Origin of the sequence: Achromobacter xylosoxidans (assembly GCF_014490035.1) — a bacterium.
GTDB lineage: Bacteria > Pseudomonadota > Gammaproteobacteria > Burkholderiales > Burkholderiaceae_B > Achromobacter > Achromobacter bronchisepticus_A.
On sequence record NZ_CP061008.1, the window covers coordinates 1,824,672 to 1,846,425 of the forward strand.

Genomic DNA, 21,754 nt, shown 5'->3' on the forward strand with positions numbered 1-21,754 from the left:
GCCTACCTGCCCGCCATGAACAGAAACGCCCGTTTCCGCCAGAAATTGCAGGATCCCAGCCTGATGCACGCCATGTCGGCGCACAACCCGCTGTCCGCCAGGCTGGCGGCGGAAGCCGGGTTCGATGCCATCTGGGGCAGCGGCTTCGAGCTGTCGGCCAGCTATGCCGTGCCCGACGCCAACATACTCTCGCCCTCGCAGCATCTGGACATGATGCGGGCGATCGCCGCCGCGGTGGACGTGCCCGTCATCGCCGACATCGACACCGGATTCGGCAACGCGATCAATGTCGCGTACATGGTGCCGCAGTATGAAGCCGCGGGTGTGTCGGCGGTGGTGATGGAGGACAAGACCTTTCCCAAGGACACCAGCCTGCGCGCGGCCGGCAGGCAGGAACTGGTGCGGGTCGAGGAATTCCAGGGCAAGATCGAAGCCGCCTGCGGCGCCCGCCGCGATGCGGATTTCTGCGTGATCGCCCGGACCGAGGCCCTGATCGCGGGCGCTGGCGAGCAGGAGGCGCTGGCCCGCGCCCGCGCGTATGAGGCCGCCGGCGCGGATGCCATCCTGATCCATTCCAAGCAGAACACGCCCGACGAGATCCTGTCGTTCGTGGCCGCATGGCAAGGGCGCGCGCCGCTGGTGCTGGTGCCTACCGCCTATCCCCAATTGCGCGAAGCCGATATCCAGGCGCTGGGCAAGGTGGGCCTGGTCATCTATGGCAACCACGCCATCCGCGCCGCGGTGGGGGCGATGCGGGATGTGTTCGCCCGCATCCGCCGCGATGGCGGCATCCACCAGGTGGACGCGGCGCTGCCGGCGGTCAAGGAGATCATTGCGCTGCAGGGCGACGCCCACATGCGGGAGCTGGAACGCCGTTACCTGAAGTAAGCGGGACGCGTTGCGCGCAAGGGGCGCTAGCGATTACGCTAGGCGACCCGCCGCCAGCCCTGTGCGCCGCAGGCGGAACCAATCAGAAAGCAGATGCCGAGGGACAAGAAAGAATGATGCAGGGGGGGATGAGCGTCGCGCGCCGGTTGTTCGGCTCGTGGGTGGACGAGGTCAATGCGCGGACCTTGCGCGCGGATGCGACGGCGGGCCTGCTGGGCGCGCTGCTGGTGCTGCCGCAAGGCGTGGCGTTCGCCATGCTGGCGGGCCTGCCGCCCGAGTACGGCCTGTATTCCGCCATCGTGCCCTGTATCGTCGCGGCGCTCTTCGGGTCCAGCCGCCATGTCATGTCGGGCCCGACCAATGCCAACTCGCTGGCGCTCTATGCGGTGTTGACGCCGCTGGCGGTCGCCGGCAGCCAGGGCTACATCCAGCTGGCGCTGGCCGTGACCGTGCTGGTCGGGCTGATGCAATGGCTGGTGGGCACGCTCAGGCTGGGCTCGCTGGCGCATTTCATCTCGCCATCGGCGCTGTTCGGCTTCACCAGCGGCGCGGCCCTGCTGATCGCCGTGCATGCGCTGAAGGACGCGCTGGGCATGCCGACGCCGGACGCGCACGGCGCGGGCGCCTTGCTGGCCAGCCTGGCCGCGAATCTGGCGCAGGTGCACTGGGGCGCCTTGCTGGTGACGCTGACCACCCTGGCCGTGGCGCTGCTGGTGCGGCGGCTGGACAAGCGCAAGCCCTACATGCTGGCGGGCCTGGCGGCGGGGGCGCTGGCGGCCGCCGCCTTCAACGCGCTGACCGATGGCGCCCCGGTGTCCGTGCTGGGCGCGCTGGCCCAGCCCTGGCCGCCTTTCCATATTCCCAGCGTCGATTGGCGCGCCTTGCCCGAATTGCTGAGCGTGGCCTTCGCGCTGACCATCGTGGCGTTGGCGCAATCCATCTCCATCGCCAAGGCCGTGGCGACGCGTTCGGGCCAGCGCATCGACGCCAACCGCGAGTTCGTGGGGCAGGGGCTGTCCAATATCGTGGGCGGATTCTTCTCCTGCTACCTGTCCTGCGGCTCGCTCAACCGGTCCATTCCCAACTACGAGGCTGGCGCCAAGACGCCGTTGGCGTCCGTGTTCTCGGCCCTGCTGCTGGTGGCGCTGGTGGCCTTGTCGGCGCCGCTTCTGGCCATGATCCCGCACGCCGCGATCTCCGGACTGCTGCTGCTGGTGGCCTGGACCCTGTTCGATATCCCGCGCTGGCGGCAACTGATCCGGACCCAGCGCGGCGAAGCGGTCATCGCCGCCGCCACGCTGACCGCCACCATCACCATACGCATGGAAGTGGCGATCCTGCTGGGCACGGTGTTGTCGCTGATGGTCTATCTGCACCGCACTTCGCGGCCCGCAATGCGCACCATGGGCTTCGATACGCGCGGACTGGAGCGGCGCTTCGTGGTGCTGGAGCATGCGCAGGACGCCTTGCCAGAATGCCCGCAGTTGAAGCTGCTGCGCATGGAGGGCTCGGTCTATTTCGGCGCCGCCACGCACGTGGCGCAGCGCCTGCACGAGCTGCGCGCGGCGCCGGGGGCGCCGCGCCATCTGCTGGTAATGGCCAAGAGCATGAACTTCATCGACATGGCCGGCGCGCAGGTCTGGGAAGACGAGCTCGCCGCCAGGCGGGCCATGGGTGGGGACTTGTATTTCCACCGCCCGCGGCCGGAAGTGCTGGACATGTGGCGCCGCACGGGCTTTCTGCAGCGCCTGGGCGAGGACCATGTCTTTCCCGACAAGGCGACGGCGCTGCATACGATCTACGCCAAGCTGGACCGTGGCATCTGCGAGGGATGCCAGGCCAAGATCTTCTGGGAATGCCAGCCCAACGGGCTGAGGAACGACTGAGGCCGCGTGCGCGGCCGGCTCAGGCCGGCTGCGGCGCTTCCGTGCCCAGATAGGCCGCGCGGACCCGCTCGTCGGCCGCAATCTGCGCGGGCTCGCCCTCGGCCAGCAGGCTGCCGCGCACCAGCACCGCGATGCGGTCGGCATGCTTGAAGACCACATCCAGGCTGTGCTCGGTGAACAGGACCGCAATGCGCTGGGTGTCCGCCAGCGTGCGCGTCAGCCGCATCAGCGCATGGCGTTCATTGGTGGCCATGCCCGCCGTGGGCTCGTCCATCAGCAAGAGGCGCGGCTGGTGCGCCAGGGCCATTGCCAGTTCCACCCGCTTGACGTCACCGTAGGCCAGCGTGCCGCAGTGCTCCTGCGCCTTGTCCGCCATCTGCACCTGCGACAGCAGCGTCATGGCCTCCTCGGCCGCGTGCCGGGTGGCCCGGCGCCAGGGGTTCAGCAGCAGCCGGTCGCGCGACAGCAGCGCCGTCTGCACGTTTTCGCGCACCGTCATGGAGCGGAAGGTGGCGGCGGTCTGGAAGGTGCGCCCCACGCCCAGCCGGCAGATCTTGCCCGCCGACAAGCCGACCAGTTCGCGGCCGTCCAGCAGCACCGAGCCCGAGTCGGGCCGCAGTTGCCCGCCCAGCGCGTTGAAGCAGGTGGACTTGCCGGCGCCGTTGGGGCCGATCAGGGCGAGCATCCGGCCGGCTTCCAGCGTGAATGACACGCCAGCCAACGCGTCGATGCCGCCGAACGATTTGCGCAGTTCGCGGACTTGCAGCAAGGGGGCGGTATTCATGCGCGCCCCCTGTTCCAGCGCGCGGCCAGGCGCGCGGCGGCGCCGGCCAGCCCCTCGGGAAAGGCCATGACCAGGGCCAGGATGGCCAGCCCCAGCACCGCGTGCCAGTACTCGGTGCTGCGCGCGGCGGCATCCTGCAGCCAGGTGTAGGACGCCGCGCCTACGAGCGGGCCGGCCAGCGTCTGCAACCCGCCCAGCAGCACCATGACCAGTCCGTCCACGGAGCGGCTCACGGCCAGCGTGTCGGGCGCGATGCTGCCCTTGGAAAACGCGTAGAGCGAGCCCGCCAGGCCGGCGGCAAAGGACGCGGCCACGAAGCCCGCCCATTGCACGCGCCGGGTATCCATGCCCAGCGCCTCGGCGCGCAGCGCCGAATCGCGCACGCCCCGCAGCGCATAGCCCAGCGGCGAGAACGCCAGGCGGCGCAGCCAGGCGATGCCGGCCACGCACAGCGCCAGCGTCAGGTAATAGAACCATGGGCCCTGGGCGAGCCAGGCCGACGGCCACAGCCCGATCAGGCCGTTGCTGCCGCCCGTCACGTCATCCCATTGATAGGCCAGCGCCCAGAGGATCTGCGCCACCGCCAGGGTCAGCATCGCCAGGTACACGCCGGACAGGCGCACGCAGAACCAGCCGAACAGCAGGGCGCCGAATGCGGCGGCGAAGGGACCCAGCAGCAGCGCCGCTTCCATCGGCACGGCCGCCAGCTTCAGGAGCAGCGCGGCGCCATAGGCGCCCAGGCCGAACCAGGCAGCATGGCCGAACGAGGTCATGCCGGCCAGTCCGGTGAGGAAATGCAGGCTGGCGGCAAACAGCGCGGCGATCAGGATTTCGGTCAGCAGGATGCCCAGATAGGGGCTGTGCGCGGCCGCCACCGGCGCCAGCAGCAGGAGCGCCAGCAGCGCGCCATAGCCCAGCCGCAACCCGCGGCCGGCCGGGGCGATCGGGCGCTCGGGCGCGGCGGCGTGCGCCGCGGGCTCGGGCGGCTTGCCCAGCAGGCCCCAGGGGCGCACGACCAGCACCACGGCCATCACGGCGAATTCCGCCAGCAGCGTGAGTTTGGACAGATTGAAGAGCCAGGGGCCGATCTGCACCTGCCCCAGGAACACGAACAATGCCTTGACCGAGCAGATCAGCAGGGCGGCGAGGAAGGCGCCGGGAATCGAACCCAGGCCGCCCACCACCACCACCACGAAGGCGCTGGCGATGATTTCCAGGTCCAGGCCCAGGGTGGCGGGCACGCGCGGCGCCGCCAGCGCCCCGCCCAGGCCGGCCAGGAACGCGCCCAGGGTGAATGCCGAGGTGAACAGCCAGGCCTGGTTCACGCCCAGCGCGGCCAGCATCTTGCGGTTCTCCGCCGCGGCCCGCAGCAGCCGGCCCCAGCGGGTGCGCATCAGCAGCAGCCACAGCAGGCCCAGCACCACGGGGCCGGCGGCGATCAGTAGCAGGTCGTACTCGGGATAGCGCCGGCTCAGGATCTGGACTGCGCCGGACAGGCCGGGGGCGCGCGCCGCGAACAGGTCTTCCGGCCCCCAGATGGCCAGCGCGGCGTCGCCGATGATGAGCACCAGCGCAAAAGTCGCCAGCAGCTGGAACAGTTCGGGCGCCTGGTACAGGCGCCGCAGCACCAGCCATTCGGCGGCCGCGCCGATGAGGCCCGTGGCCAGCGCCGCCAGCAGCAGCCCGGCCCAATAGCCCGCGCCGTCGCCGAAGTAGTTGGTGAAGGTCCACGCCAGGTAGACCCCTAGCATGTAGAAAGAGCCGTGCGCGAAGTTCACCACGCGCGTGACGCCGAAGATCAGCGACAGGCCGGCGGCGACCAGGAACAGCGCGCTGGCGTCCGCCAGCCCATTGAGCAGCTGCAGCAGCAGCCCGGACAGGCTCATCAGTGCGCCGGACGCATCTTGCGCACTTGTTCGTCAGGCGGCTGCAGGCGGGCGCCGTCGATGTAGGCGAAATCCTTCATGATGCCCTTGCCGTCTTCCACCGCGGTCACGCCCACGTACACGCCCATGGTCGACTGGTGGTCGATCTTGCGGTACTGGATGGGGCCGTAGGGCGTGTCCACCTTCAGGCCCGCAAACGCGTCGACCAGTTTTTCCGTGTCCACTTCGCCCGCCGCCTTCAGGCCCTGGGCGATCGACATGAGGGACGCGTAGCCCACGACCGAGCCGACCTTGGGCGTTTCGTTGTAGCGCTTCTTGTAGGCTTCGACGAAGGCGTTATTGGCCGGGGTGTCGATGGCGTACCAGGGGTAGCCGGTGACGATCCAGCCGGTGGGCGTGTCGGCGCCCAGCGGCTCCAGGTATTCGGGTTCGCCGGACAGCACCGACACCACGGCGCGGTTATCGAACAGGCCGCGGGTATTGCCTTCGCGCACGAAGCGCGTCAGGTCGGCGGCGAACAGCACGTTGAAGATCGCGTCGGGCTTGGCGTCGGCCAGGGCCTGCACCACGGCGCCGGCATCGACCTTGCCCAGCGGCACGGCCTGCTCGGCGACGAATTCCACGTCGGACTGGAACGAAGTCATCATGGCCTTGAAGGTGGCCACGGCGGACTGACCATATTCATAGTTGGGATAGACGATGGCCCAGCGCTTCTTGCGCAAGGCCAGCGCCTTGGGGGCCAGCGCCGCCACGTGCATCCAGGTGGAGGGGCGCAGGCGGTAGGTGTAGCGGTTGCCGTCCTGCCAGGTGATCTTGTCGGTGAGGGGTTCGGCCGCCAGGAAGAACACCTGCTGCTGCTTGGCGAAATCCGTCAGCGCCAGGCCGGTATTTGAAAGAAAGCCGCCGAACAGCAGCTCGACCTTTTCGCGGGCCAGCAATTCCTGGGCCGCGCGCACCGAATCGCCGGGGTTGCCGTTGTCGTCGCGCGAAATCACTTCCAGCTTTCGGCCCAGCACGCCGCCGCTTGCGTTGACCTCTTCCAGCGCCAGCTGCCAACCCTTCTTGTAGGGGCCGAGGAAGGCGGGGATGGCCTTGTAGCTGTTGATCTCGCCGATGCGGATGGGCGGCTCCTTGTCCTTGGCCGAGGCGGCGGAAGTCAGCGCCAGGGCCAGGAGTGCCGGCGCCACGGCGCGGCGCAACAGAGTGAGGCAGGGACGGAACATGTCAGGTATCGCGTGGAGAAGGAATCTGGCGCCAGCAGGCGCGGCGGATGACAGCGGCCCAATTGGAACATGGGCCTTCGCCCCGGGGCAATAGACAGGCGCGGCGCGCAGCGCCCGCCCGGAAACGAAAAAAGGCCCTGCGGTGCAGGGCCTTTTCGTCTTGCGGGAAAACCGGCTGAATTACTTCAGCTTGGTTTCCTTGTAGTCAACGTGCTTGCGAGCGACCGGATCAAATTTCTTGATCAGCATCTTCTCGGGCATGTTGCGCTTGTTCTTGGTGGTCGTGTAGAAATGACCCGTGCCGGCAGTCGACTCGAGCTTGATCTTTTCGCGGATACCTTTGGCCATGTCGTGCTCCTAGTATGTAGATTGGCGGGGAGGCTGATTAAGCCAGTTCGCCGCGGGCACGCATTTCGGCCAGCACGGCGTCGATGCCGTTCTTGTCGATCGTGCGGATGGCCTTGGCCGAAACACGCAGACGGACCCAGCGGTTTTCGCTTTCAACCCAGAACCGGCGCGATTGCAGGTTGGGCAGGAAGCGACGCTTGGTCTTGTTGTTCGCGTGCGAAACATTGTTGCCCACCATCGGGCCTTTGCCGGTCACTTGGCATACGCGTGCCATGGATGCACCTCTTTAGGTCGTTCTTTTGCGCGCATCGCTTGGGGGGTAGACAGGGTTTTAGCCGCCGGGCTGTAGAGGCTTCGTACGCTGCTGCTGTACCTTGCCTAAGCCGGCCACCCAGTCTTAGTGGATGAGGGGGGATCGGAATGGCCATCAAAGCCCAGTCTGGTCCGCCCCAGTGCTTATACCCGCTGCCTGCCACCCGCTGAATTCTTGTAAGAATTTCTGGAAATCCCGGAAGGAATCGCCAGACATCGCGCGGTTGGGGTCAGAGTGCTGAACTACAAAGCATAGTAGTTCGGCACGGGAAACTTCATGTGAAGACTTAGATTCTAATATGAAAAGCCTAATTAAATCAAGCGGCGACGCTATGTGGTGTGCGATTGCGCCACGCGGCCCGAGATCCAGGACAGGCAGGCGCAGGCCGCCAGCGTGGTCGTCAGGGGCAGGGCGCTGTCGGTCTGCCAGGCGCTGACGGCAAAACCGGCCAGCGCGCCGCAGGACAATTGCAGCGTCCCCAATAGTGCGGAAGCCGCGCCCAGCCGCTTGCCCTGGTCCGCCAGCGCCAGCGCCGCCGAGTTGGGATTGACGAAGCCCTGGCTGCCCATGTAGCAGATGAGGCACAGCATCAGCAGGGGCAGGCTCATCCAGCCGGCCAGCGTCAGCGCGACCGCCGCCAGGCTGGCGCAGGCCAGCGAGGTCAGCGCGCGGCGCTGCAATTGGCGCGGCGTGTAGGCGCGCAGCAGGCGCGCGCTGATCTGCGAGCAGATGATGAGCGACAGCGCGTTGGTGCCGAACAGCAGGCCGTAGTACTGGGGCGGCACGCCGTAGAGTTCGATGAAGACGCGCGGCGAGCCGATGATGTAGGCGAACATGCCAGCCTGGCCGAAGCCGCCGGCCAGGCTGTGCGCCATGAAGCCGCGGTGCGCGAACAGGTCGCGGTAGTTGCGCAGTATGGTGTGCCAGCGCAGCGGCACCACGCGTTCAGGCGCCAGCGATTCCTTCATGATCAGGATGACGGCGGCCATCAGCATCGCACCGCCGGCCAGCATGACCCAGAACAGGCTGCGCCACGAGGTGATGGCCAGCAACTGGCCGCCGGCCAAGGGCGCGAGGATGGGGGCGAGGCCCATGATGAGCATCAGCAGCGACATCGCGCGGGCGGCTTCATGGGTTTCGTAATGGTCGCGGATGACCGCACGCGGGATCACGATGCCGGCGGCGCCGCCCATGGCCTGCACCACGCGCCAGCCGGTCAACGCTTCCACCGATCCGGACAGCGCGCACCCCAGGGAACCGATCATGAACAGCGTCAGGCCGACGAGCAACGGCGGCTTGCGGCCGTAGCGGTCGGCCATCGGGCCATAGAACACTTGCACCATCGCCAGGCCGATCAGGTAGGCGGCCAGCGTGCGTTCGACGTCGCCGCGGGACACGCCCAGGTTTGCCGCGATCGTGGGGAAGGCGGGCAGGTACATGTCGATGGCGAACGGACCGATCGCGGTCAGCGCGCCCATGAGTATCAGCCAGCCAGGCAGGCTGCTGCGGAAAGACTGTGAAGGGGGCATGTCGATTGCGGGGTAGCGCAGTGGCAGGGCCCGGATGCGGTTTGTTGCACGGTTTGGGCCAAGTAAACGACTGTATCACGGGCAACCTTACAAGCAAATTGCAAGTTTTTTCCGATAAAGTCATTGCGGTCCGTACGTATTCCAGAGGAGAAGTCGTGAATCCTTTGTTGTCTGTTGTGGAACGCAAACTCCAGGCCCTGCCGGTCCCGGTCCAGCTGGTTCTGCCCGACGGCGCCGTGCTGGGGCCGCCCGAACCCCGTGTCCGTTTCGTCACGCACGACAAGACTGCCCTGGCGCATCTGGCCGAAGGCGCGGTGGGCGTGCTGGGGCAGGATTATGTGGAAGGCCGCATCGACATCGAGGGCAATATGCGCGATGTGATGGCCGCGGCTTCGGCGCTGCTGCCGGGGTCGCCGGTGGACGCGGCTCGCGGCGGCTGGCTGACCGAGCTGGTGCGCAAGGTGGTGTCGGTCTGGCGCCATTCGGTCGAGCGCGACGCCAAGCAGATCGAATTTCACTACGACCTGTCGGATGACTTCTACGCCCTCTGGCTGGACCCGCGCCGGGTCTATTCCTGCGCCTACTACCGCGAACCGGGCATGACGCTGGCCCAGGCCCAGGAGGCCAAGCTGGACCACATCTGCCGCAAGCTGCGCCTGCGTGCGGGCGAACGGTTCCTGGACGTGGGGGCGGGCTGGGGCGGCCTGCTGCTGTGGGCCGCCGAGCATTATGGCGTGGACGCCACCGGCATCACCCTGTCGCGCAACCAGCATGCCCATGTCAGCAAACTGATCCAGGAGAAGGGGCTTGCAGGCCGGGTCCGCATGGAGCTGCTGGACTACCGCAAGCTGGACGAATCCGCGCCCTACGACAAGATCGCGTCGGTCGGCATGTTCGAGCACGTGGGCCGGGCCCAGCTCGAAGGCTATTTCGCCAAGCTGCGCCGCCTGCTCAAGCCGGGCGGACTGATCATGAACCATGGCATTACCGCGGCCGGCGTCTACAACGCCGAGCTGGGCAACGGCATGGGCGAATTCATCGAGAAATACATCTTCCCGGGCGGCGAGCTGACCCACGTCAGCGTGGTGATGGAAACCCTGACCAACGGCGGCCTGGAAGAGGTGGACGTGGAAAACCTGCGGCCGCATTACGCGCGCACCCTGTGGGCCTGGAGCGATGCGCTGGAGGCGCGCCTGCCTGAAGCGGCGCGCATCCTGGGCGGCGAGCAGGGCGAGCGTTCGCTGCGCGCCTACCGGCTGTACCTGGCTGGCTGCGCCATGGCGTTCGAGCACGGCTGGATTGCGCTGCACCAGATCCTGGGACAGCACCCGGCGACAGGACGCTCCGACGAGCTGGACAATCCGCCGGACCTTGCCTACCCCTGGCGCCGGGATTACATGTACGCCAAGAACGAGTAGCGGCCGGCAGATGTCCGCAGGATGGTCGATTTCAATGGAATTGGCGACGGAAAACTGTCCGAAACGCGTCCATCCACTGGCCGGAACCGCGATTTCCGGCCCGTTTGAAGCGGCTAAAGCGTATGGATATGAATTTATTATTTACTAAATGTATCTGTTCGTCTGAATCAAAATCCCCTAGGTAAAGTCGCTGTTTCACTCCTTGCGCTTGCGGGTAATCCCGGACCATTTTTTCGGGAAATGTATCTGATTAATTCCGGGGTGGGGTTGGGTTGAGCATCAATTTCGTTTAAGATGCTGGCTTCTTCGTTCAGTTTGTTCACTTTCTGTGGGTTTTCAAAAACTGCGTTTTTGAAGCTCCTGTCTTGCAAGATGCCGCACCCTCGCGGACCGTCTTGTTGCTAGTGTCGGTTTGTATTGGCGGTTCTGCCCGTCTTCCGCACAACCCCCTTAGCTCCATGGCACCTCCGGGCCCAAGCCTGGCGTGTGTCCCTGAACCTATGGAGGCAAAAGCCAATGCGTTTTACCCCTGTCAAGACCCTGGCCGCCGCGGCTGTGTTCTTCGCCTTCGCCGGCGCGGCCCAAGCCGCCGATGCCGTCCAGTGCGAAATCAAGCGCCCGGTCAATTTCGGCGCGATGAACTGGGAATCGAATCTGGTCCTGGTTGACGTCGAACGTTTCATCATGGAAAAGGGCTACGGTTGCAAAACCGAGACCCTGCCGACCGAAACCCTGCCCGCCCTGGCTGCGCTGGAGCGCGGCGACCTGGATATCAATACCGAGATCTGGCTGAACAGCGTTGCCGATCCCTGGGACCGCGCCGAGAAGACCGGCAAGGTCAAGCGCATCGGCGATCTCTACATGGGCGCCGAGGGCTGGTACATCCCGCGTTACACGGCGGAACGCCTGCCCGAATTGAAGTCCGCGGCCGACCTGCCGAAATTCAAGGACAAGTTCAAGGATCCGGAAGAACCCGGCAAAGGCCGCTTCTATGGCTGCCCGGCGGGCTGGGGCTGCGAGATCACCAGCAATAACCTGTTCCACGCCCTGAAGCTGGACGACAGCTACACCCTGTATTCGCCCGGCACGGGCGCGGCGCAGAAGGCGGCCCTGATGTCGGCCTACAAGCGCAAGCAGAACGTGGTCTTCTACTACTGGTCGCCCACGCCGCTGGTGGGTTCGATGGACCTGGTCAAGCTGGACATGCCGCCCTACGACGCCGAAAAGCACAAGTGCCTGACGTCGCCCAAGTGCGCCAAGCCCGAACCCAGCGCCTATCCCGACAACCCCGTCTTCACGGCGGTGAACACCAAGTTCTCCGAGGAAGCGCCCAAGCTCACCGAATTCCTGTCCAAGGTCTCGGTGCCGCTGCCGGTGATCAACGAAACCCTGGCCCACATGGAAGAGTCCGGCGACGAAGCCAACGCCGTGGCCAAGTGGTTCCTGAAGAACAAACCCGACGTCTGGACCAAGTGGGTCCCCGCCGACGTCGCCGGGCGCGTCCAAAGCGCGCTGTAACCCGCCATGTGCCTGGCTGCGCGCCGTCGCGGCGCGCTCCGGCCCTTCATGGGGCCGGTTTCCTTTGCCAGGATGGCCGCCGGCCGGGCGCTCGCGCCCGGACCGAGATGCGCTGGCGCTGCCGGGATGGCCGGCCGTTTTCTAGCTGGAAGCCGCAAGCTTGCGCCGCATCGCCCGATTCCTGGGCATGCGGGCGCGGTCCGGGCGGTGAGTGCGCCAGAATGGAGTAGAACGAATGTTTCCTGAAATTATTCCCGCCCGACAGGTCCGGGGGGCGATCGACGGCTTTGTCGATCACTTGGTCACCAACTATGCCGACACGCTGGAGACCCTGTCCCAGCCCGTCCTGCATGCCTTGGTGTGGCTGGAGCAGCTACTGCGCAATTCGCCCTGGTGGGCGGTGGTCGCGGTGACGATCGCGATCGCCTGGGGCGTCAGCCGCCGTATCGGCCTGAGCCTGGCGATGGGCGCGCTGCTGTGCGTGATCGGCGTGCTGGGCTTGTGGGACGCCGGCATGCAGACGCTGGCGCTCATGATCATGGCGGCCGGCCTGTCGGTGATCATCGGCATCCCGCTGGGCGTGCTGATGGCGCGGGTCAACTGGCTGCGCTCCATCATGCTGCCGGTGCTGGACGTGATGCAGACCATGCCCAGCTTCGTGTACCTGATTCCCGTGGTCATGCTGTTCGGCCTGGGCAAGATCCCGGCCATCATCGCCACCGTGATCTACGCCGTGCCGCCGCTGATCCGCCTGACCGACCTGGGCATCCGCCTGGTCGACCGCGAAGTGCTGGAAGCCTCGCGCGCCTTCGGCGCCAATCCGCGCCAGCAGCTGTTCGGCGTGCAACTGCCGCTGGCGCTGCCCAACATCATGGCCGGTATCAACCAGACCACGATGATGGCCCTGTCGATGGTGGTGATCGCCTCGATGATCGGCGCGCGCGGCCTGGGTTATGAAGTGTTGCTCGGCATCAACCGTCTTGAAGTAGGCCGCGGCCTGCTGGCGGGCTTGGGTATCGTGGTGCTGGCCGTGCTGTTCGACCGGATCACGCAATCGTATGGACAGCGCATGCGCATGGGAGGCCAGCGATGAGCAAGATCGAGGTCAAGAACATCTACAAGGTCTTCGGCCCGCATCCGAAGAAATGGCTGGAAGCCGCCCAGGGCGGCATGAGCAAGGAACAACTGCTGGCCGAGAGCGGCCACACGCTGGGCCTGCGCGACATCAGCCTGTCGATCGAAGAAGGCAGCATCTACGTCATCATGGGCCTGTCGGGTTCCGGCAAGTCCACGCTGATCCGCCACTTCAACCGCCTGATCGAACCCAGCGCCGGCCACATCCTGGTCGATGGCGTGGATGTGGTCAGCCTGAACAAGCGCGACCTGGAAGTCTTCCGCCAAAAGAAGATGAGCATGGTGTTCCAGCGCTTTGGCCTGTTCCCGCACCGCACCGTGCTGGACAACGCCGCCTACGGCCTGACCGTGCAGGGCGTGGGCCGCGCCGAACGCGAAAAGCGCGCCCGCGAATGGCTGGACCAGGTGGGCCTGTCGGGCTTTGAAAACCAGTACCCGCACCAGTTGTCGGGCGGCATGCAACAGCGTGTCGGCCTGGCCCGGGCGCTGGCCACCGATGCCGAAATCCTGTTGATGGACGAAGCCTTCTCGGCGCTGGATCCGCTCATCCGCCGCGAGATGCAGGACCAGTTGCTGCAGCTGCAGGCCAAGCTCAACAAGACCATCGTCTTCATCACCCATGACCTGGACGAAGCCCTGCGCCTGGGCAACCGCATCGCCATCCTCAAGGACGGCGAACTGGTGCAGGAAGGCACGCCCGAAGACATCCTGCTGAACCCGGCCAACGACTATGTGCAGTCGTTCCTGCAGGACGTGAACCGCACCAAGGTGCTTAACGCCACGCACGCCGTGAACCCGGCGCGCCTGACCCTGACCATGCGTTCGCGTCCCGCCCATGCCATGGACCGCATGCGCGCCCTGAGCTACGAATATGCGCCGGTGCTGGACGGCAAGCGGCTGGCCGGCGTGCTGACCGCCGAGGCCGCCACGCGCGCCATCGAAGAAGGCGCGCGCGATATCTCGCGCTACGTCGAGGATCTGGCTTCCGTGCCGGCCACGGCCGGCCTGGGCGAAGTGCTGGCCCAGCTGGTGCACAGCGACCAGCCGGTCGCTGTGACCGGCGAAGACGATGAGTTCATCGGCATGCTGTCGCGCAAGAAGGTCGTGGAGCTGGTGACGCCGGCCCTGGCCGAAACGGCGCCCGCGGCGGAAGCCGCCGCTGCCGCCGACGCGCAGGAGCAGTCCGAACCCGAGCGCCGCGACCAGGCGGCCTGACAGGGAGAAACCCTAATCCGGATTGGGGCCGCGCGGCCGTCCGCGGCGCCCCGATCCGGATATGATGGTTTGCCGGCCGCCTGGGCCGGTTTCTCCTTTTTCGGAACATCGGAATCAGTCATGCCAATTTTGAATGTCCAGATCATGGAAGGCCACACGGCCGCCCAGAAGGCTGCGTTGCTGCAGGCCGCATCCAACGCGGTGGTTGAAAGCATCGCTGCGCCGCTGCCCAGCGTGCGCATCGTGCTGCAGGAAGTGCCGGCGGCGCATGTGATCGTGGGCGGTGAAATCGGCAAGGCCATGGCGCGTGTCGACGTCGCGCTGATCTCGGGCCGCGACGAAGCCAAGAAGGCCGCGCTGATCGCGGCGCTGAACCAGGCGGTGTGCGCCAGCATCGGCATCTCCGGCCAGGACGTGCGCGTGCTACTGCGCGACGTGCCCAATACCGACATGGGCGCGGCCAACGGCATCACGGCCAAGGCCAACGGCCGCTGAGTTTTGCTGCCAGTTCGGCAGCCCTGGAAATACAGCCTCCGACAGCAAGTCGGAGGTTCATGGCAGCCCGATCACTGACATCGCCGCTACCCAAAGAAAGCCAAACGACTCGCCGCGATTTCCTCTCGATAAATCCATTCCGTCGGCGATGAAGAGCAGGTCTTTCGCCGAGATTTCTCTCATTCTATTTTTCTGAAGAAATCAGCAACGACCATTTTTTACTTGCACCGCAAGATCTCCCGCGCTCTCTTTTTTCATAACATCCCCATGCATGACAGATACACTCGAGTTCATGGCCTGAATTTTCTCGAATGCATATCCAAAGGCTGTGCTCTTGCCTTTCTTCAAACCGCATAGCGCATAGAGTTTTGCCACCGTGCTCCGGTTGTCATCATTGATGACCGACAAGAAGAAATCATCCGCATCCGGTCTTTCGAGAATTTTCGCCATTTCCTTTTCGGCTCCGGATATGCCGCCAGCAAATCCGACCATTCCCAGACTGAATTGATCCGCATCAAGTGCAGACGCATCAAAATTCCGAGCCGTTGCGACGATCGGCGCCAACGACAAGGGCAATACCTGCATAGCCACCGTGATGCATAACGGCGCAAATCGGGATAAATGTGCGGAAGTTGGGTTGTAAAGTTTGTCCTTCATGGGTAGGTCCTTTCAAGATGAATGAAAAGGATGGACCCGCGCCTCTCAATCATGGTGGCATAGCGCGCGTCGACATCTGAAAATTCACTCAACGGCCTCCAGCATATCCTGCTCTCTTCATCTCACTGCTTTCTGGCGCGGGGAGCTATTTTCCCAAATTCGTGCGAGGACAAAACTCCTCAAACTCATAGCTTGGAAATCCACGAGATGAGATATCGGTGTGAGCTCCGGGTGCAGTGCGCAAGCACAGGAGTTTTCGAAATAAAAGAAGGTCCCCCAGCGTGGAAGGCTTGACACGGGTGCTTACGCAGGCATCATCGCCCCCACTGTTCGCTCAGCCGACTGACGCCGCGTGAGTTCGTTCAAAGGTGGTTAGTGCAACTAGAAAACCTGGGGGCGGTTCAGTTCGCGAGCGTTTTTGCGTTTGTCTTCAGCAACCATTAGTCCAGCTTCACGTTGGCCGCCTTAACCACTTCTCCCCAGCGCGCGATTTCGCTCTTGATGTAGGCAGCGTATTCCTGCGGCGTGGAACCCAGCGCCTGCGCGCCTTGTGCCTTGAGCTGCCTGGTCATTTCAGGCGATTGCAGCGCGCGGCGGATTTCGGCGTTCAGTTTGTCGATGACCGGCGCTGGCGTGCCTGCCGGTACCACCACGCCTTGCCAGGCGCCCATCTCGAATCCGGGCGCCACCGTTTCCGCCACCGTCGGCACGTCGGGCAATTGCTCGCTGCGCGTGCCGCTGGTCACGGCCAGCGCGCGCAGCTTGCCTTCGCGGATGAAGCCCAGCGAATCGTTCAGCGTATTGGTCATGAGCTGCACCTGCCCGCCGACCAGATCCGTCATGGCCGGGGCGCTGCCGCGATAGGGGACGTGCACCGCGTCGATCTCGAGCGAGCGCAACAGCAGCAGGGCGCCCAGGTGCGTGACGTTGCCGGCGCCGGCCGACCCATACGACAGCTTGCCGGGATGCTCGCGCGCATACTGCACGAAGGTCCGCGTGTCCGGCGCCGGCACGGAAGGATGCACCAGCAGCACCAGCGGGATCACCGCCGTGGAGGACACCGGCGCGAAGTCCTTGACCGGGTCGAAGGCCAGCGACCGGTACAGATTGGGGCTGAGCGCGATGGAGGAGGTGTTGTACAGCACGGTGTAGCCATCGGGCTTGGCGGCAGCCGCGTACTGCATGCCGATGTTGCCGTTGGCGCCGCCCTTGTTTTCGACCACGACGGTCTGGCCCAACTGGTCGGTCAGCTGCTTGGCCAGCACCCGGGCGACCAGATCGGTCGGCCCTCCAGGCGGGAAGGGCACCACCATGGTGATGGGGCGTTCGGGCCAGGCGGCGTGGGCGCTTGCGGCGGCGCCCAGCGCGAGAATGGCGAGGCTGCCTGCCAGCAGTGCTTTCTTCATTGCTTGTCTCCTTGTGCTGTTCTTGTGACGCGGATGGCGTCCCGGCGCCAGCGCCCTCTATGGGGCGCTTGATCGCCTGATGGAAGTTCAGGGCCTGCCGGCCAGCATGCGCGTGGCCGTGTAGGCCATTACCGGCTTGCCGTGCTGGTTGCGTACTTCGATCACCGAGGCGACCACTGCCCGGTTGTGCTGCGAGGTGGGGCGTATGCTCGTGACTTCGATCTCCGCCCAGATGGTGTCGCCCGCGACCACGGGCGCCAGCATTTTCTTGTGGACTTCCAGTAGCGCCAGCCCGGTGCCTTGCACCATGCCCTGCATGATCAGCCCCTCGATCAGGCCGTAGGTCAGGCCGCCGGGGGCGGGGCGTCCCTGGATCGCGCCATGGGCATAGGTGGCGTCGATGAAGATCGTCTCCAGCATGCCGGTCACGCTGATGAAGTTGACGATGTCGGTTTCGGTCACCGTGCGGCGGAACGTCTGAAAGCGCTGGCCCACGGCCAGGTCCTGCCAGTAATAGCCCTGGCCAAGCTGCTTGATGTCGGCGGCGTTGTGGTCGGCGGTCATGCGGGGTCCTTGCGGTTGTTCGGGGTTGAGGGATGCGCGTCGCGGGCTGCGCCCGATTCCAGAAGCCCGGCGATTTGCGTGTCGTCCAGGCCGGCCTGGCGCAGCACGTCCAGCGTGTGCTCGCCCAGGCGCGGCGGCATCGCGGCCGGCACATGGGAATGCTGCAGACGTACCGGGTTGCGGGGAAAGCGGTAGCGGCTGCCGGAAGCGCTTGCTAGCGGCGCGAAGAAATCCACGCTTTGCAGGTGCGGGTCGGCCTCCAGGTCCTGCAGGCGGTTGATGGGCGCGGCGGGGATTTCCAGGCGCGCGCACAGCGCCAGCCAGTAGGCGGTATCGCGCCCGGCCACGATGCCTGCTTGCAGTTCGTAGAGCGTTTCGATGTGCCGCGTGCGCGATGCGATGTCGGCAAAGCGCGCGTCCTGCGCCAGATCGGGGCGGTCCGCGGCGATGAAGAAGTCGCGCCAGTGGACGTCGGTATACGGCATCAGGCAGACATGGCCGTCGGCGGTTTTGCACGGTTTGCGCCAGGGCGTGAGCACGCGCGGATAACCGGCCTCGCCGGGTTCGTCGGCCAGGTGCCTGCCGTAGTAATGCTCGACCAGCGCGTAGGACGCCATGCTTTCGAACATGGGCACTTCCAGCTGTTGGCCCGCGCCGGTGCGCTCGCGCTGGAACAGCGCGGCCAGGATGGCGTGCGCCGCGATCAGCCCGCAAGTCTTGTCGGCGGCCACGGTGGGCAGGTAGCGCGGCGCGCCGGTCTGGCGGTCCACCAGGTCGGCCAGGCCCGAGAGGCCCTGGATGATGTCGTCGTACGCCGGCAGGCCGTCATAGGCGCCGCCCGCGCCGAAGCCGTACAGGCCGGCGTAGACCAGCCGCGGGTTGCGCGCGCACAGCGTGTCCGGATCCAGTCCCAGCGCGGCCATCTTGGCCGGGCGCATGCTGTGCATCAGCACGTCGGCCTGGTCCACCATCGTCAACAGCGTCTGGCGCGCCGCCGCCTGCTTCAGATCCAGCACGATGCTGCGCTTGTTGCGGTTCAGGCCCAGGAAGATGGCGGCCAGCCCGGGCTCCTGGGCGGGGCCGGTATGCCGCGTCGAATCGCCCGCGGGCGATTCCACCTTGATCACGTCGGCGCCGTAGTCGGCGAGTATCTGCGAGGCGTAGGGGCCGAACACCACGGACGTCAGGTCCAGGATGCGCACGCCGCCCAATGCGCTGGCTTGGGATAGGGGAGTGGCTGTCATGGTGGAAATCCTATCGGCCGTCGGCATACACGTCTAATATGGCGTCGGTATTGGGCGATATGGAATTTATTATGGCTATCGATTTGCGGCAGCTCCGGCAGTTCGTCACCATCGCGGAGCTGGGCAGCTATCGGCGCGCCGCGGACACGCTGCATATTGCGCAGCCGGCGCTGTCGGTCTCGATCCAGAAACTGGAACACGCGGTGGGCGCGCCGCTGCTGGTGCGGGGCCCCAAGGGCGTGACGCCGACGCCTGCGGGCCAGGCGCTGATGGCGGACGCCCGCCGCGCGCTGTTCCACGCCGACCAGGCGCGCCAGGCTGCCCGCCGCGTGGCGCTGGGCGAGTGGGGTACGCTGCGGCTGGGATTCGTGGGCTCGGCTACCTACATGCTGCTGCCGCGTTGCCTGCCGGTCTTTCGCGCGCAGTATCCGGACGTGCAACTGGACCTGCGCGAGGACAGCACGGTCGGCCTGGTCGCGATGCTGCGCGCCAACGATATCGATGCAGGCCTGGTGCGCGGTCCGCTGGCGGAAGACGCGGCGCTGGACTCCTGGGTGGTGGAGCGCGACGACCTCATCCTGGCCGTGCCGGCGGGGCATCCGCTGGCCGCGGGCGGGCCGGTCAGCCTGGAGCGCGCCCGCGCCGAGAACTTCGTGCTGTATTCGCCCCTGAAAGTGCCGGGCCTGCACGGCGTGGCGCAGGCGCTATGCCTCAAGGCCGGGTTTTCGCCGCGCATCAGCCAGGAGGCGATACAGGTGCAGACGCTGATCAGCCTGGTCGCCAGCGGCATGGGCCTGGCGCTGGTGCCGGGCGTGACGCGCGCGTATTCGACCCCGCACGTGGCCTTCGTGCCGCTGACCGACGCCGACGCGCACGATGCGCTGTCCCTGTCGCTGGTGACGCATCGCGACACGTCTTGCGCGTCGGTGCTGCGCCTGCGCGACTCCATGCTGAGTCCCGCAGGCTGACGGCGCGGCTAGTTCTTCAGGCCCAGCTCGGCAACGAATTTCCTTTCTTCCGCGACTTGGCGGACTGCGAAGTCGGTGTAGGCGGCGCTGTCCATCAGCATGTGGGGCTGGTCGGCGGTTTCCAGCGCGCGGTTGTATTCCGGATCGCGGGACGCGCGGTGGAAGGCTTGCTGCAGGATGCGTATGACCTCGGGATCCATGCCCTTCGGTCCGGCGATGCCGACCGGATTGGCCGCGACGATGGGATAGCCCAGTTCCGTCAGCGTGGGCGCGTCCGGCACGCGCTTGGCGCGGGCTTCGCCCAGCACCGCCAGCAAGCGGGCTTTGCCGGTGTCTATCATCGGCCCCCAACCCGCGTCCGAGATCATCTGGATATGGCCGCCCAGCAGCGCGGTGGTCTCTTCGGCCGCGCCCTTGTAGGGGATGAAATTGAAGCGCGTGTTCGTCAGCCGCGACAGGCGTTCGATCGCGATGCGCCCGGAGCCGCCGGTGCCGGTGCCGCCGTAGCTGATCTTGTCGGGATGGGCGCGCGCGTCCGCGATCAGCTCGTCCAGCGTGCGCCAGGGCGCGTCCTCGCGCACCACGATGGCGTAGGAGTAGGCGGTCATGCAGGCGACGTAGGTGAAGTCCTTGAGCGGGTCGTAATTGACCTGCTGCAGAAAGGGGTAGCGGAACAAGGTGCCGACCACCACCGACACCGTATAGCCGTCGGGTGCGGCGGTCTGCGCCATGGCTGCCGGGCCCAGCGTGCCGCCCGCGCCCGGCCGGTTGGCGATGACGACCGTCTGGCCGAGTTCGCGCGAGGCCGGGATCGCCAGCGCGCGCATCTGCGTATCGGTCGCGCCGCCAGCCGGAAATGGCACGATGAGCGTGACAGGGCGGGCCGGAAAGCCCGTGGCGCTGGCCGGACGCGGCAAGGCCAGCGTGGCGGGCAGGGCCGCGCCCAGCTTGAGCAGGCTGCGGCGCAGGGGCGAGGGAAGGCTGCGATGAGGATCGTTCATGATTGTCTCCGTCCTGGTTATGGTCGCTTGGGGGGCGGGCGAGGCTGGCCGTATGTGCCTACAGCGCAATGCCGCGCCCGATCAGGCTGGCGACGTCCGGCTCGCTGTAGCCGGCCTCGCGCAGGATCTGATCGGTGTGTTCGCCGGGCAGCGGGGCCTGGCGATGTATGGCGAACTGGAAGCCCGACATCTTCACCGGGCTGGCCACATGGGTGTTGCGGCCGTAGACCGGGTGCTCGGTCTGCAGCGACATGCCGCGGGCGACGAACTGCGGATGCGTCAGGCCTTCCGCCAGTTTGAGCACGGGCGACACGCAGCAGTCGGCGCCTTCAAACAGTTCCAGCCAATGCGCCAGCGGGCGCGATCCGAAGATCTGCTGCAATTCGCGGCGCACGCGCGCCTGCTGCGCCGCGTCGCCGTTGCGGTGCAGCGGCGCCAGATCGGGACGATCCAGCCGCCGGCACAGCGTTTCCCAGAATTTCAATTCCAGCGCGGCGACCGCCAAATAGCGTCCGTCCGCGGCGCGGTACTGGCCATAGCAGGCCAGCCCGCCGGACAGGGTATCGGCGCCCGCCGGCCGCGTGTCGCCGCGGGCATTGAGCGTGGCCAGCGGCACGACGGCGCCAGCCAGCAGGCCGTCGGCAATGGCGATATCGATGTACCGTCCGCGCCCGCTGCGCTGGGCGTCGTACAGCGCGGCGAGGATGCCCATTACCGCCGTAAGCGAGCCTCCAAGGATGTCGGCCACGGGCAGGTTCGACAGCGCCGGCAGATCGGGCCCGCAGCCCATCTGATCGGCGACTCCGGCGCAGGCCGCGTAGTTCAGATCGTGGCCCGCGGCGTCGCGCTGCGGGCCGTCCTGGCCGTAGCCGGTGATGCTGCAGTAGACCAGCCGGGGATTGTGGCGCGCCAGGGTGGCGTAGTCGGCCTGCAGCCGCGCGGCCACGCCCGGACGGAAACTCTCGATCACCACGTCCGCGCCGCGCGCCAGCGCCGCCAGCGCTGCCTGTCCCTCGGGATGTTTGAGATCCAGCCGCAGCCCGCGCTTGTTGCGGTTGCAGATGGCGCGCAGGGGCGGCGGCGCATAATCGCCCGCCTGCGTATCCTCGATCTTGATGACGTCGGCTCCCAGGTCGGCCAGGTATTGCGCGCCCAGCGGACCGGGCAGCAGCCGCGAAAGGTCCAGGATCCTGACGCCCGCGAGCGGAGCGGTGTTCGGTGTATCCAAAGAGGGACTCCCGTAAATACGAAGTGGCATGCCCGCCTGGGGCTCGCGC

At 66.2% G+C, this 21,754-nt stretch carries 21 protein-coding genes; 8 read left to right on the plus strand and 13 right to left on the minus strand.

The features are described 5' to 3' along the window. Window positions 1-15 precede the first annotated feature (15 nt). Entirely contained in the window at window positions 16-888 is an 873-nt protein-coding gene (locus tag IAG39_RS08385) for a phosphonopyruvate hydrolase (protein ID WP_118934664.1), read from the plus strand. Between the two features lie 128 nt (window positions 889-1,016). After that, window positions 1,017-2,774, plus strand: a complete 1,758-nt coding sequence (locus IAG39_RS08390; protein ID WP_118934662.1) for a SulP family inorganic anion transporter — start codon at window positions 1,017-1,019, stop codon at window positions 2,772-2,774. 19 nt (window positions 2,775-2,793) lie between these two features. On the opposite strand, the gene IAG39_RS08395 is transcribed toward IAG39_RS08390, so the two are convergent. From IAG39_RS08395 to IAG39_RS08420, 6 genes are all read right to left on the minus strand, one after another. Continuing rightward, a complete protein-coding gene (locus IAG39_RS08395; RefSeq protein ID WP_059371752.1) occupies window positions 2,794-3,558 on the minus strand; it encodes an ABC transporter ATP-binding protein in 765 nt (254 codons plus the stop codon). Beyond that, complete coding sequence (locus tag IAG39_RS08400; RefSeq protein ID WP_187774089.1) at window positions 3,555-5,444, minus strand: ABC transporter permease; 1,890 nt, start codon at window positions 5,442-5,444, stop codon at window positions 3,555-3,557. Before IAG39_RS08400 ends, IAG39_RS08395 begins: the two co-directional genes overlap by 4 nt. Next, window positions 5,444-6,667 (minus strand): ABC transporter substrate-binding protein, encoded by a 1,224-nt coding sequence (locus IAG39_RS08405; protein WP_118934508.1) that lies wholly within the window; start codon window positions 6,665-6,667, stop codon window positions 5,444-5,446. Before IAG39_RS08405 ends, IAG39_RS08400 begins: the two co-directional genes overlap by 1 nt. 180 nt (window positions 6,668-6,847) lie before the next feature. Then, window positions 6,848-7,015: a 50S ribosomal protein L33 gene (gene rpmG / locus IAG39_RS08410; RefSeq protein ID WP_003810296.1), complete on the minus strand. Its 168-nt coding sequence runs from the start codon at window positions 7,013-7,015 to the stop codon at window positions 6,848-6,850. A gap of 37 nt (window positions 7,016-7,052) precedes the next feature. Continuing rightward, window positions 7,053-7,289 (minus strand): 50S ribosomal protein L28, encoded by a 237-nt coding sequence (rpmB, locus tag IAG39_RS08415; protein ID WP_006385639.1) that lies wholly within the window; start codon window positions 7,287-7,289, stop codon window positions 7,053-7,055. 368 nt (window positions 7,290-7,657) lie between these two features. Beyond that, window positions 7,658-8,806: a Bcr/CflA family multidrug efflux MFS transporter gene (locus tag IAG39_RS08420; protein WP_118934510.1), complete on the minus strand. Its 1,149-nt coding sequence runs from the start codon at window positions 8,804-8,806 to the stop codon at window positions 7,658-7,660. A 206-nt stretch (window positions 8,807-9,012) separates the two neighbouring features. Between IAG39_RS08420 and IAG39_RS08425 the strand changes: the two genes are divergently transcribed. The 5 genes from IAG39_RS08425 to IAG39_RS08445 all read left to right on the plus strand — a co-directional run bounded on the left by IAG39_RS08425 (window position 9,013) and on the right by IAG39_RS08445 (window position 14,637). Continuing rightward, entirely contained in the window at window positions 9,013-10,275 is a 1,263-nt protein-coding gene (locus tag IAG39_RS08425; RefSeq protein WP_118934512.1) for a class I SAM-dependent methyltransferase, read from the plus strand. 516 nt (window positions 10,276-10,791) lie between these two features. After that, window positions 10,792-11,793 (plus strand): ABC transporter substrate-binding protein, encoded by a 1,002-nt coding sequence (locus IAG39_RS08430; RefSeq protein WP_054451214.1) that lies wholly within the window; start codon window positions 10,792-10,794, stop codon window positions 11,791-11,793. Window positions 11,794-12,028: 235 nt separating this feature from the next. Beyond that, a complete protein-coding gene (locus tag IAG39_RS08435) occupies window positions 12,029-12,886 on the plus strand; it encodes an ABC transporter permease (RefSeq protein WP_054451215.1) in 858 nt (285 codons plus the stop codon). After that, entirely contained in the window at window positions 12,883-14,142 is a 1,260-nt protein-coding gene (locus IAG39_RS08440; RefSeq protein ID WP_059371756.1) for a glycine betaine/L-proline ABC transporter ATP-binding protein, read from the plus strand. The genes IAG39_RS08435 and IAG39_RS08440 overlap by 4 nt, the downstream gene beginning before the upstream one ends. A 120-nt stretch (window positions 14,143-14,262) precedes the next feature. Next, window positions 14,263-14,637: a tautomerase family protein gene (locus tag IAG39_RS08445; RefSeq protein WP_054451217.1), complete on the plus strand. Its 375-nt coding sequence runs from the start codon at window positions 14,263-14,265 to the stop codon at window positions 14,635-14,637. A gap of 57 nt (window positions 14,638-14,694) precedes the next feature. Here IAG39_RS08445 and IAG39_RS31525 read toward each other — a convergent pair whose 3' ends face one another. The 5 genes from IAG39_RS31525 to IAG39_RS08465 all read right to left on the minus strand — a co-directional run bounded on the left by IAG39_RS31525 (window position 14,695) and on the right by IAG39_RS08465 (window position 18,508). Then, window positions 14,695-14,820, minus strand: a complete 126-nt coding sequence (locus IAG39_RS31525) for a hypothetical protein (protein ID WP_262422097.1) — start codon at window positions 14,818-14,820, stop codon at window positions 14,695-14,697. Between the two features lie 18 nt (window positions 14,821-14,838). Next, on the minus strand, window positions 14,839-15,294 hold the full coding sequence (locus IAG39_RS08450; protein WP_124260409.1) for a hypothetical protein: 456 nt from the start codon (window positions 15,292-15,294) through the stop codon (window positions 14,839-14,841). Between the two features lie 440 nt (window positions 15,295-15,734). Further along, complete coding sequence (locus tag IAG39_RS08455) at window positions 15,735-16,700, minus strand: Bug family tripartite tricarboxylate transporter substrate binding protein (RefSeq protein ID WP_059371757.1); 966 nt, start codon at window positions 16,698-16,700, stop codon at window positions 15,735-15,737. 87 nt (window positions 16,701-16,787) lie between these two features. Beyond that, window positions 16,788-17,264 carry a MaoC family dehydratase gene (locus IAG39_RS08460; protein WP_118934516.1) on the minus strand — a complete coding sequence of 159 codons (477 nt, stop codon included), beginning with the start codon at window positions 17,262-17,264 and terminating at the stop codon, window positions 16,788-16,790. Beyond that, window positions 17,261-18,508 carry a CaiB/BaiF CoA transferase family protein gene (locus tag IAG39_RS08465; RefSeq protein WP_118934518.1) on the minus strand — a complete coding sequence of 416 codons (1,248 nt, stop codon included), beginning with the start codon at window positions 18,506-18,508 and terminating at the stop codon, window positions 17,261-17,263. Before IAG39_RS08465 ends, IAG39_RS08460 begins: the two co-directional genes overlap by 4 nt. A 71-nt stretch (window positions 18,509-18,579) precedes the next feature. On the opposite strand from IAG39_RS08465, the gene IAG39_RS08470 reads away from it, so the two are divergent. Next, entirely contained in the window at window positions 18,580-19,476 is an 897-nt protein-coding gene (locus IAG39_RS08470) for a LysR family transcriptional regulator (protein ID WP_251881277.1), read from the plus strand. 8 nt (window positions 19,477-19,484) lie between these two features. Here the strand turns inward: IAG39_RS08470 and IAG39_RS08475 are convergent, their stop codons facing one another. Continuing rightward, window positions 19,485-20,477, minus strand: coding sequence for a Bug family tripartite tricarboxylate transporter substrate binding protein (locus IAG39_RS08475; protein WP_118934520.1), 993 nt, complete (start codon window positions 20,475-20,477; stop codon window positions 19,485-19,487). Between the two features lie 58 nt (window positions 20,478-20,535). Next, a complete protein-coding gene (locus IAG39_RS08480) occupies window positions 20,536-21,705 on the minus strand; it encodes a CaiB/BaiF CoA transferase family protein (RefSeq protein WP_187524035.1) in 1,170 nt (389 codons plus the stop codon). Window positions 21,706-21,754: the final 49 nt, after the last annotated feature.

Coding starts and splice junctions, on each gene's coding strand:
- IAG39_RS08475 (WP_118934520.1), bottom strand. CDS start 20,477: ATGAACGATCCTCATCGCAGCCTTCCCTCGCCCCTGCGCCGCAGCCTG.
- IAG39_RS08390 (WP_118934662.1), top strand. CDS start 1,017: ATGAGCGTCGCGCGCCGGTTGTTCGGCTCGTGGGTGGACGAGGTCAAT.
- IAG39_RS31525 (WP_262422097.1), bottom strand. CDS start 14,820: ATGAGAGAAATCTCGGCGAAAGACCTGCTCTTCATCGCCGACGGAATG.
- IAG39_RS08445 (WP_054451217.1), top strand. CDS start 14,263: ATGCCAATTTTGAATGTCCAGATCATGGAAGGCCACACGGCCGCCCAG.
- IAG39_RS08430 (WP_054451214.1), top strand. CDS start 10,792: ATGCGTTTTACCCCTGTCAAGACCCTGGCCGCCGCGGCTGTGTTCTTC.
- IAG39_RS08455 (WP_059371757.1), bottom strand. CDS start 16,700: ATGAAGAAAGCACTGCTGGCAGGCAGCCTCGCCATTCTCGCGCTGGGC.
- IAG39_RS08385 (WP_118934664.1), top strand. CDS start 16: ATGAACAGAAACGCCCGTTTCCGCCAGAAATTGCAGGATCCCAGCCTG.
- IAG39_RS08420 (WP_118934510.1), bottom strand. CDS start 8,806: ATGGGCGCGCTGACCGCGATCGGTCCGTTCGCCATCGACATGTACCTG.
- IAG39_RS08405 (WP_118934508.1), bottom strand. CDS start 6,667: ATGTTCCGTCCCTGCCTCACTCTGTTGCGCCGCGCCGTGGCGCCGGCA.
- IAG39_RS08465 (WP_118934518.1), bottom strand. CDS start 18,508: ATGACAGCCACTCCCCTATCCCAAGCCAGCGCATTGGGCGGCGTGCGC.
- IAG39_RS08400 (WP_187774089.1), bottom strand. CDS start 5,444: ATGAGCCTGTCCGGGCTGCTGCTGCAGCTGCTCAATGGGCTGGCGGAC.
- rpmG (WP_003810296.1), bottom strand. CDS start 7,015: ATGGCCAAAGGTATCCGCGAAAAGATCAAGCTCGAGTCGACTGCCGGC.
- IAG39_RS08435 (WP_054451215.1), top strand. CDS start 12,029: ATGTTTCCTGAAATTATTCCCGCCCGACAGGTCCGGGGGGCGATCGAC.
- IAG39_RS08460 (WP_118934516.1), bottom strand. CDS start 17,264: ATGACCGCCGACCACAACGCCGCCGACATCAAGCAGCTTGGCCAGGGC.
- IAG39_RS08395 (WP_059371752.1), bottom strand. CDS start 3,558: ATGAATACCGCCCCCTTGCTGCAAGTCCGCGAACTGCGCAAATCGTTC.
- IAG39_RS08470 (WP_251881277.1), top strand. CDS start 18,580: ATGGCTATCGATTTGCGGCAGCTCCGGCAGTTCGTCACCATCGCGGAG.
- rpmB (WP_006385639.1), bottom strand. CDS start 7,289: ATGGCACGCGTATGCCAAGTGACCGGCAAAGGCCCGATGGTGGGCAAC.
- IAG39_RS08450 (WP_124260409.1), bottom strand. CDS start 15,294: ATGAAGGACAAACTTTACAACCCAACTTCCGCACATTTATCCCGATTT.
- IAG39_RS08440 (WP_059371756.1), top strand. CDS start 12,883: ATGAGCAAGATCGAGGTCAAGAACATCTACAAGGTCTTCGGCCCGCAT.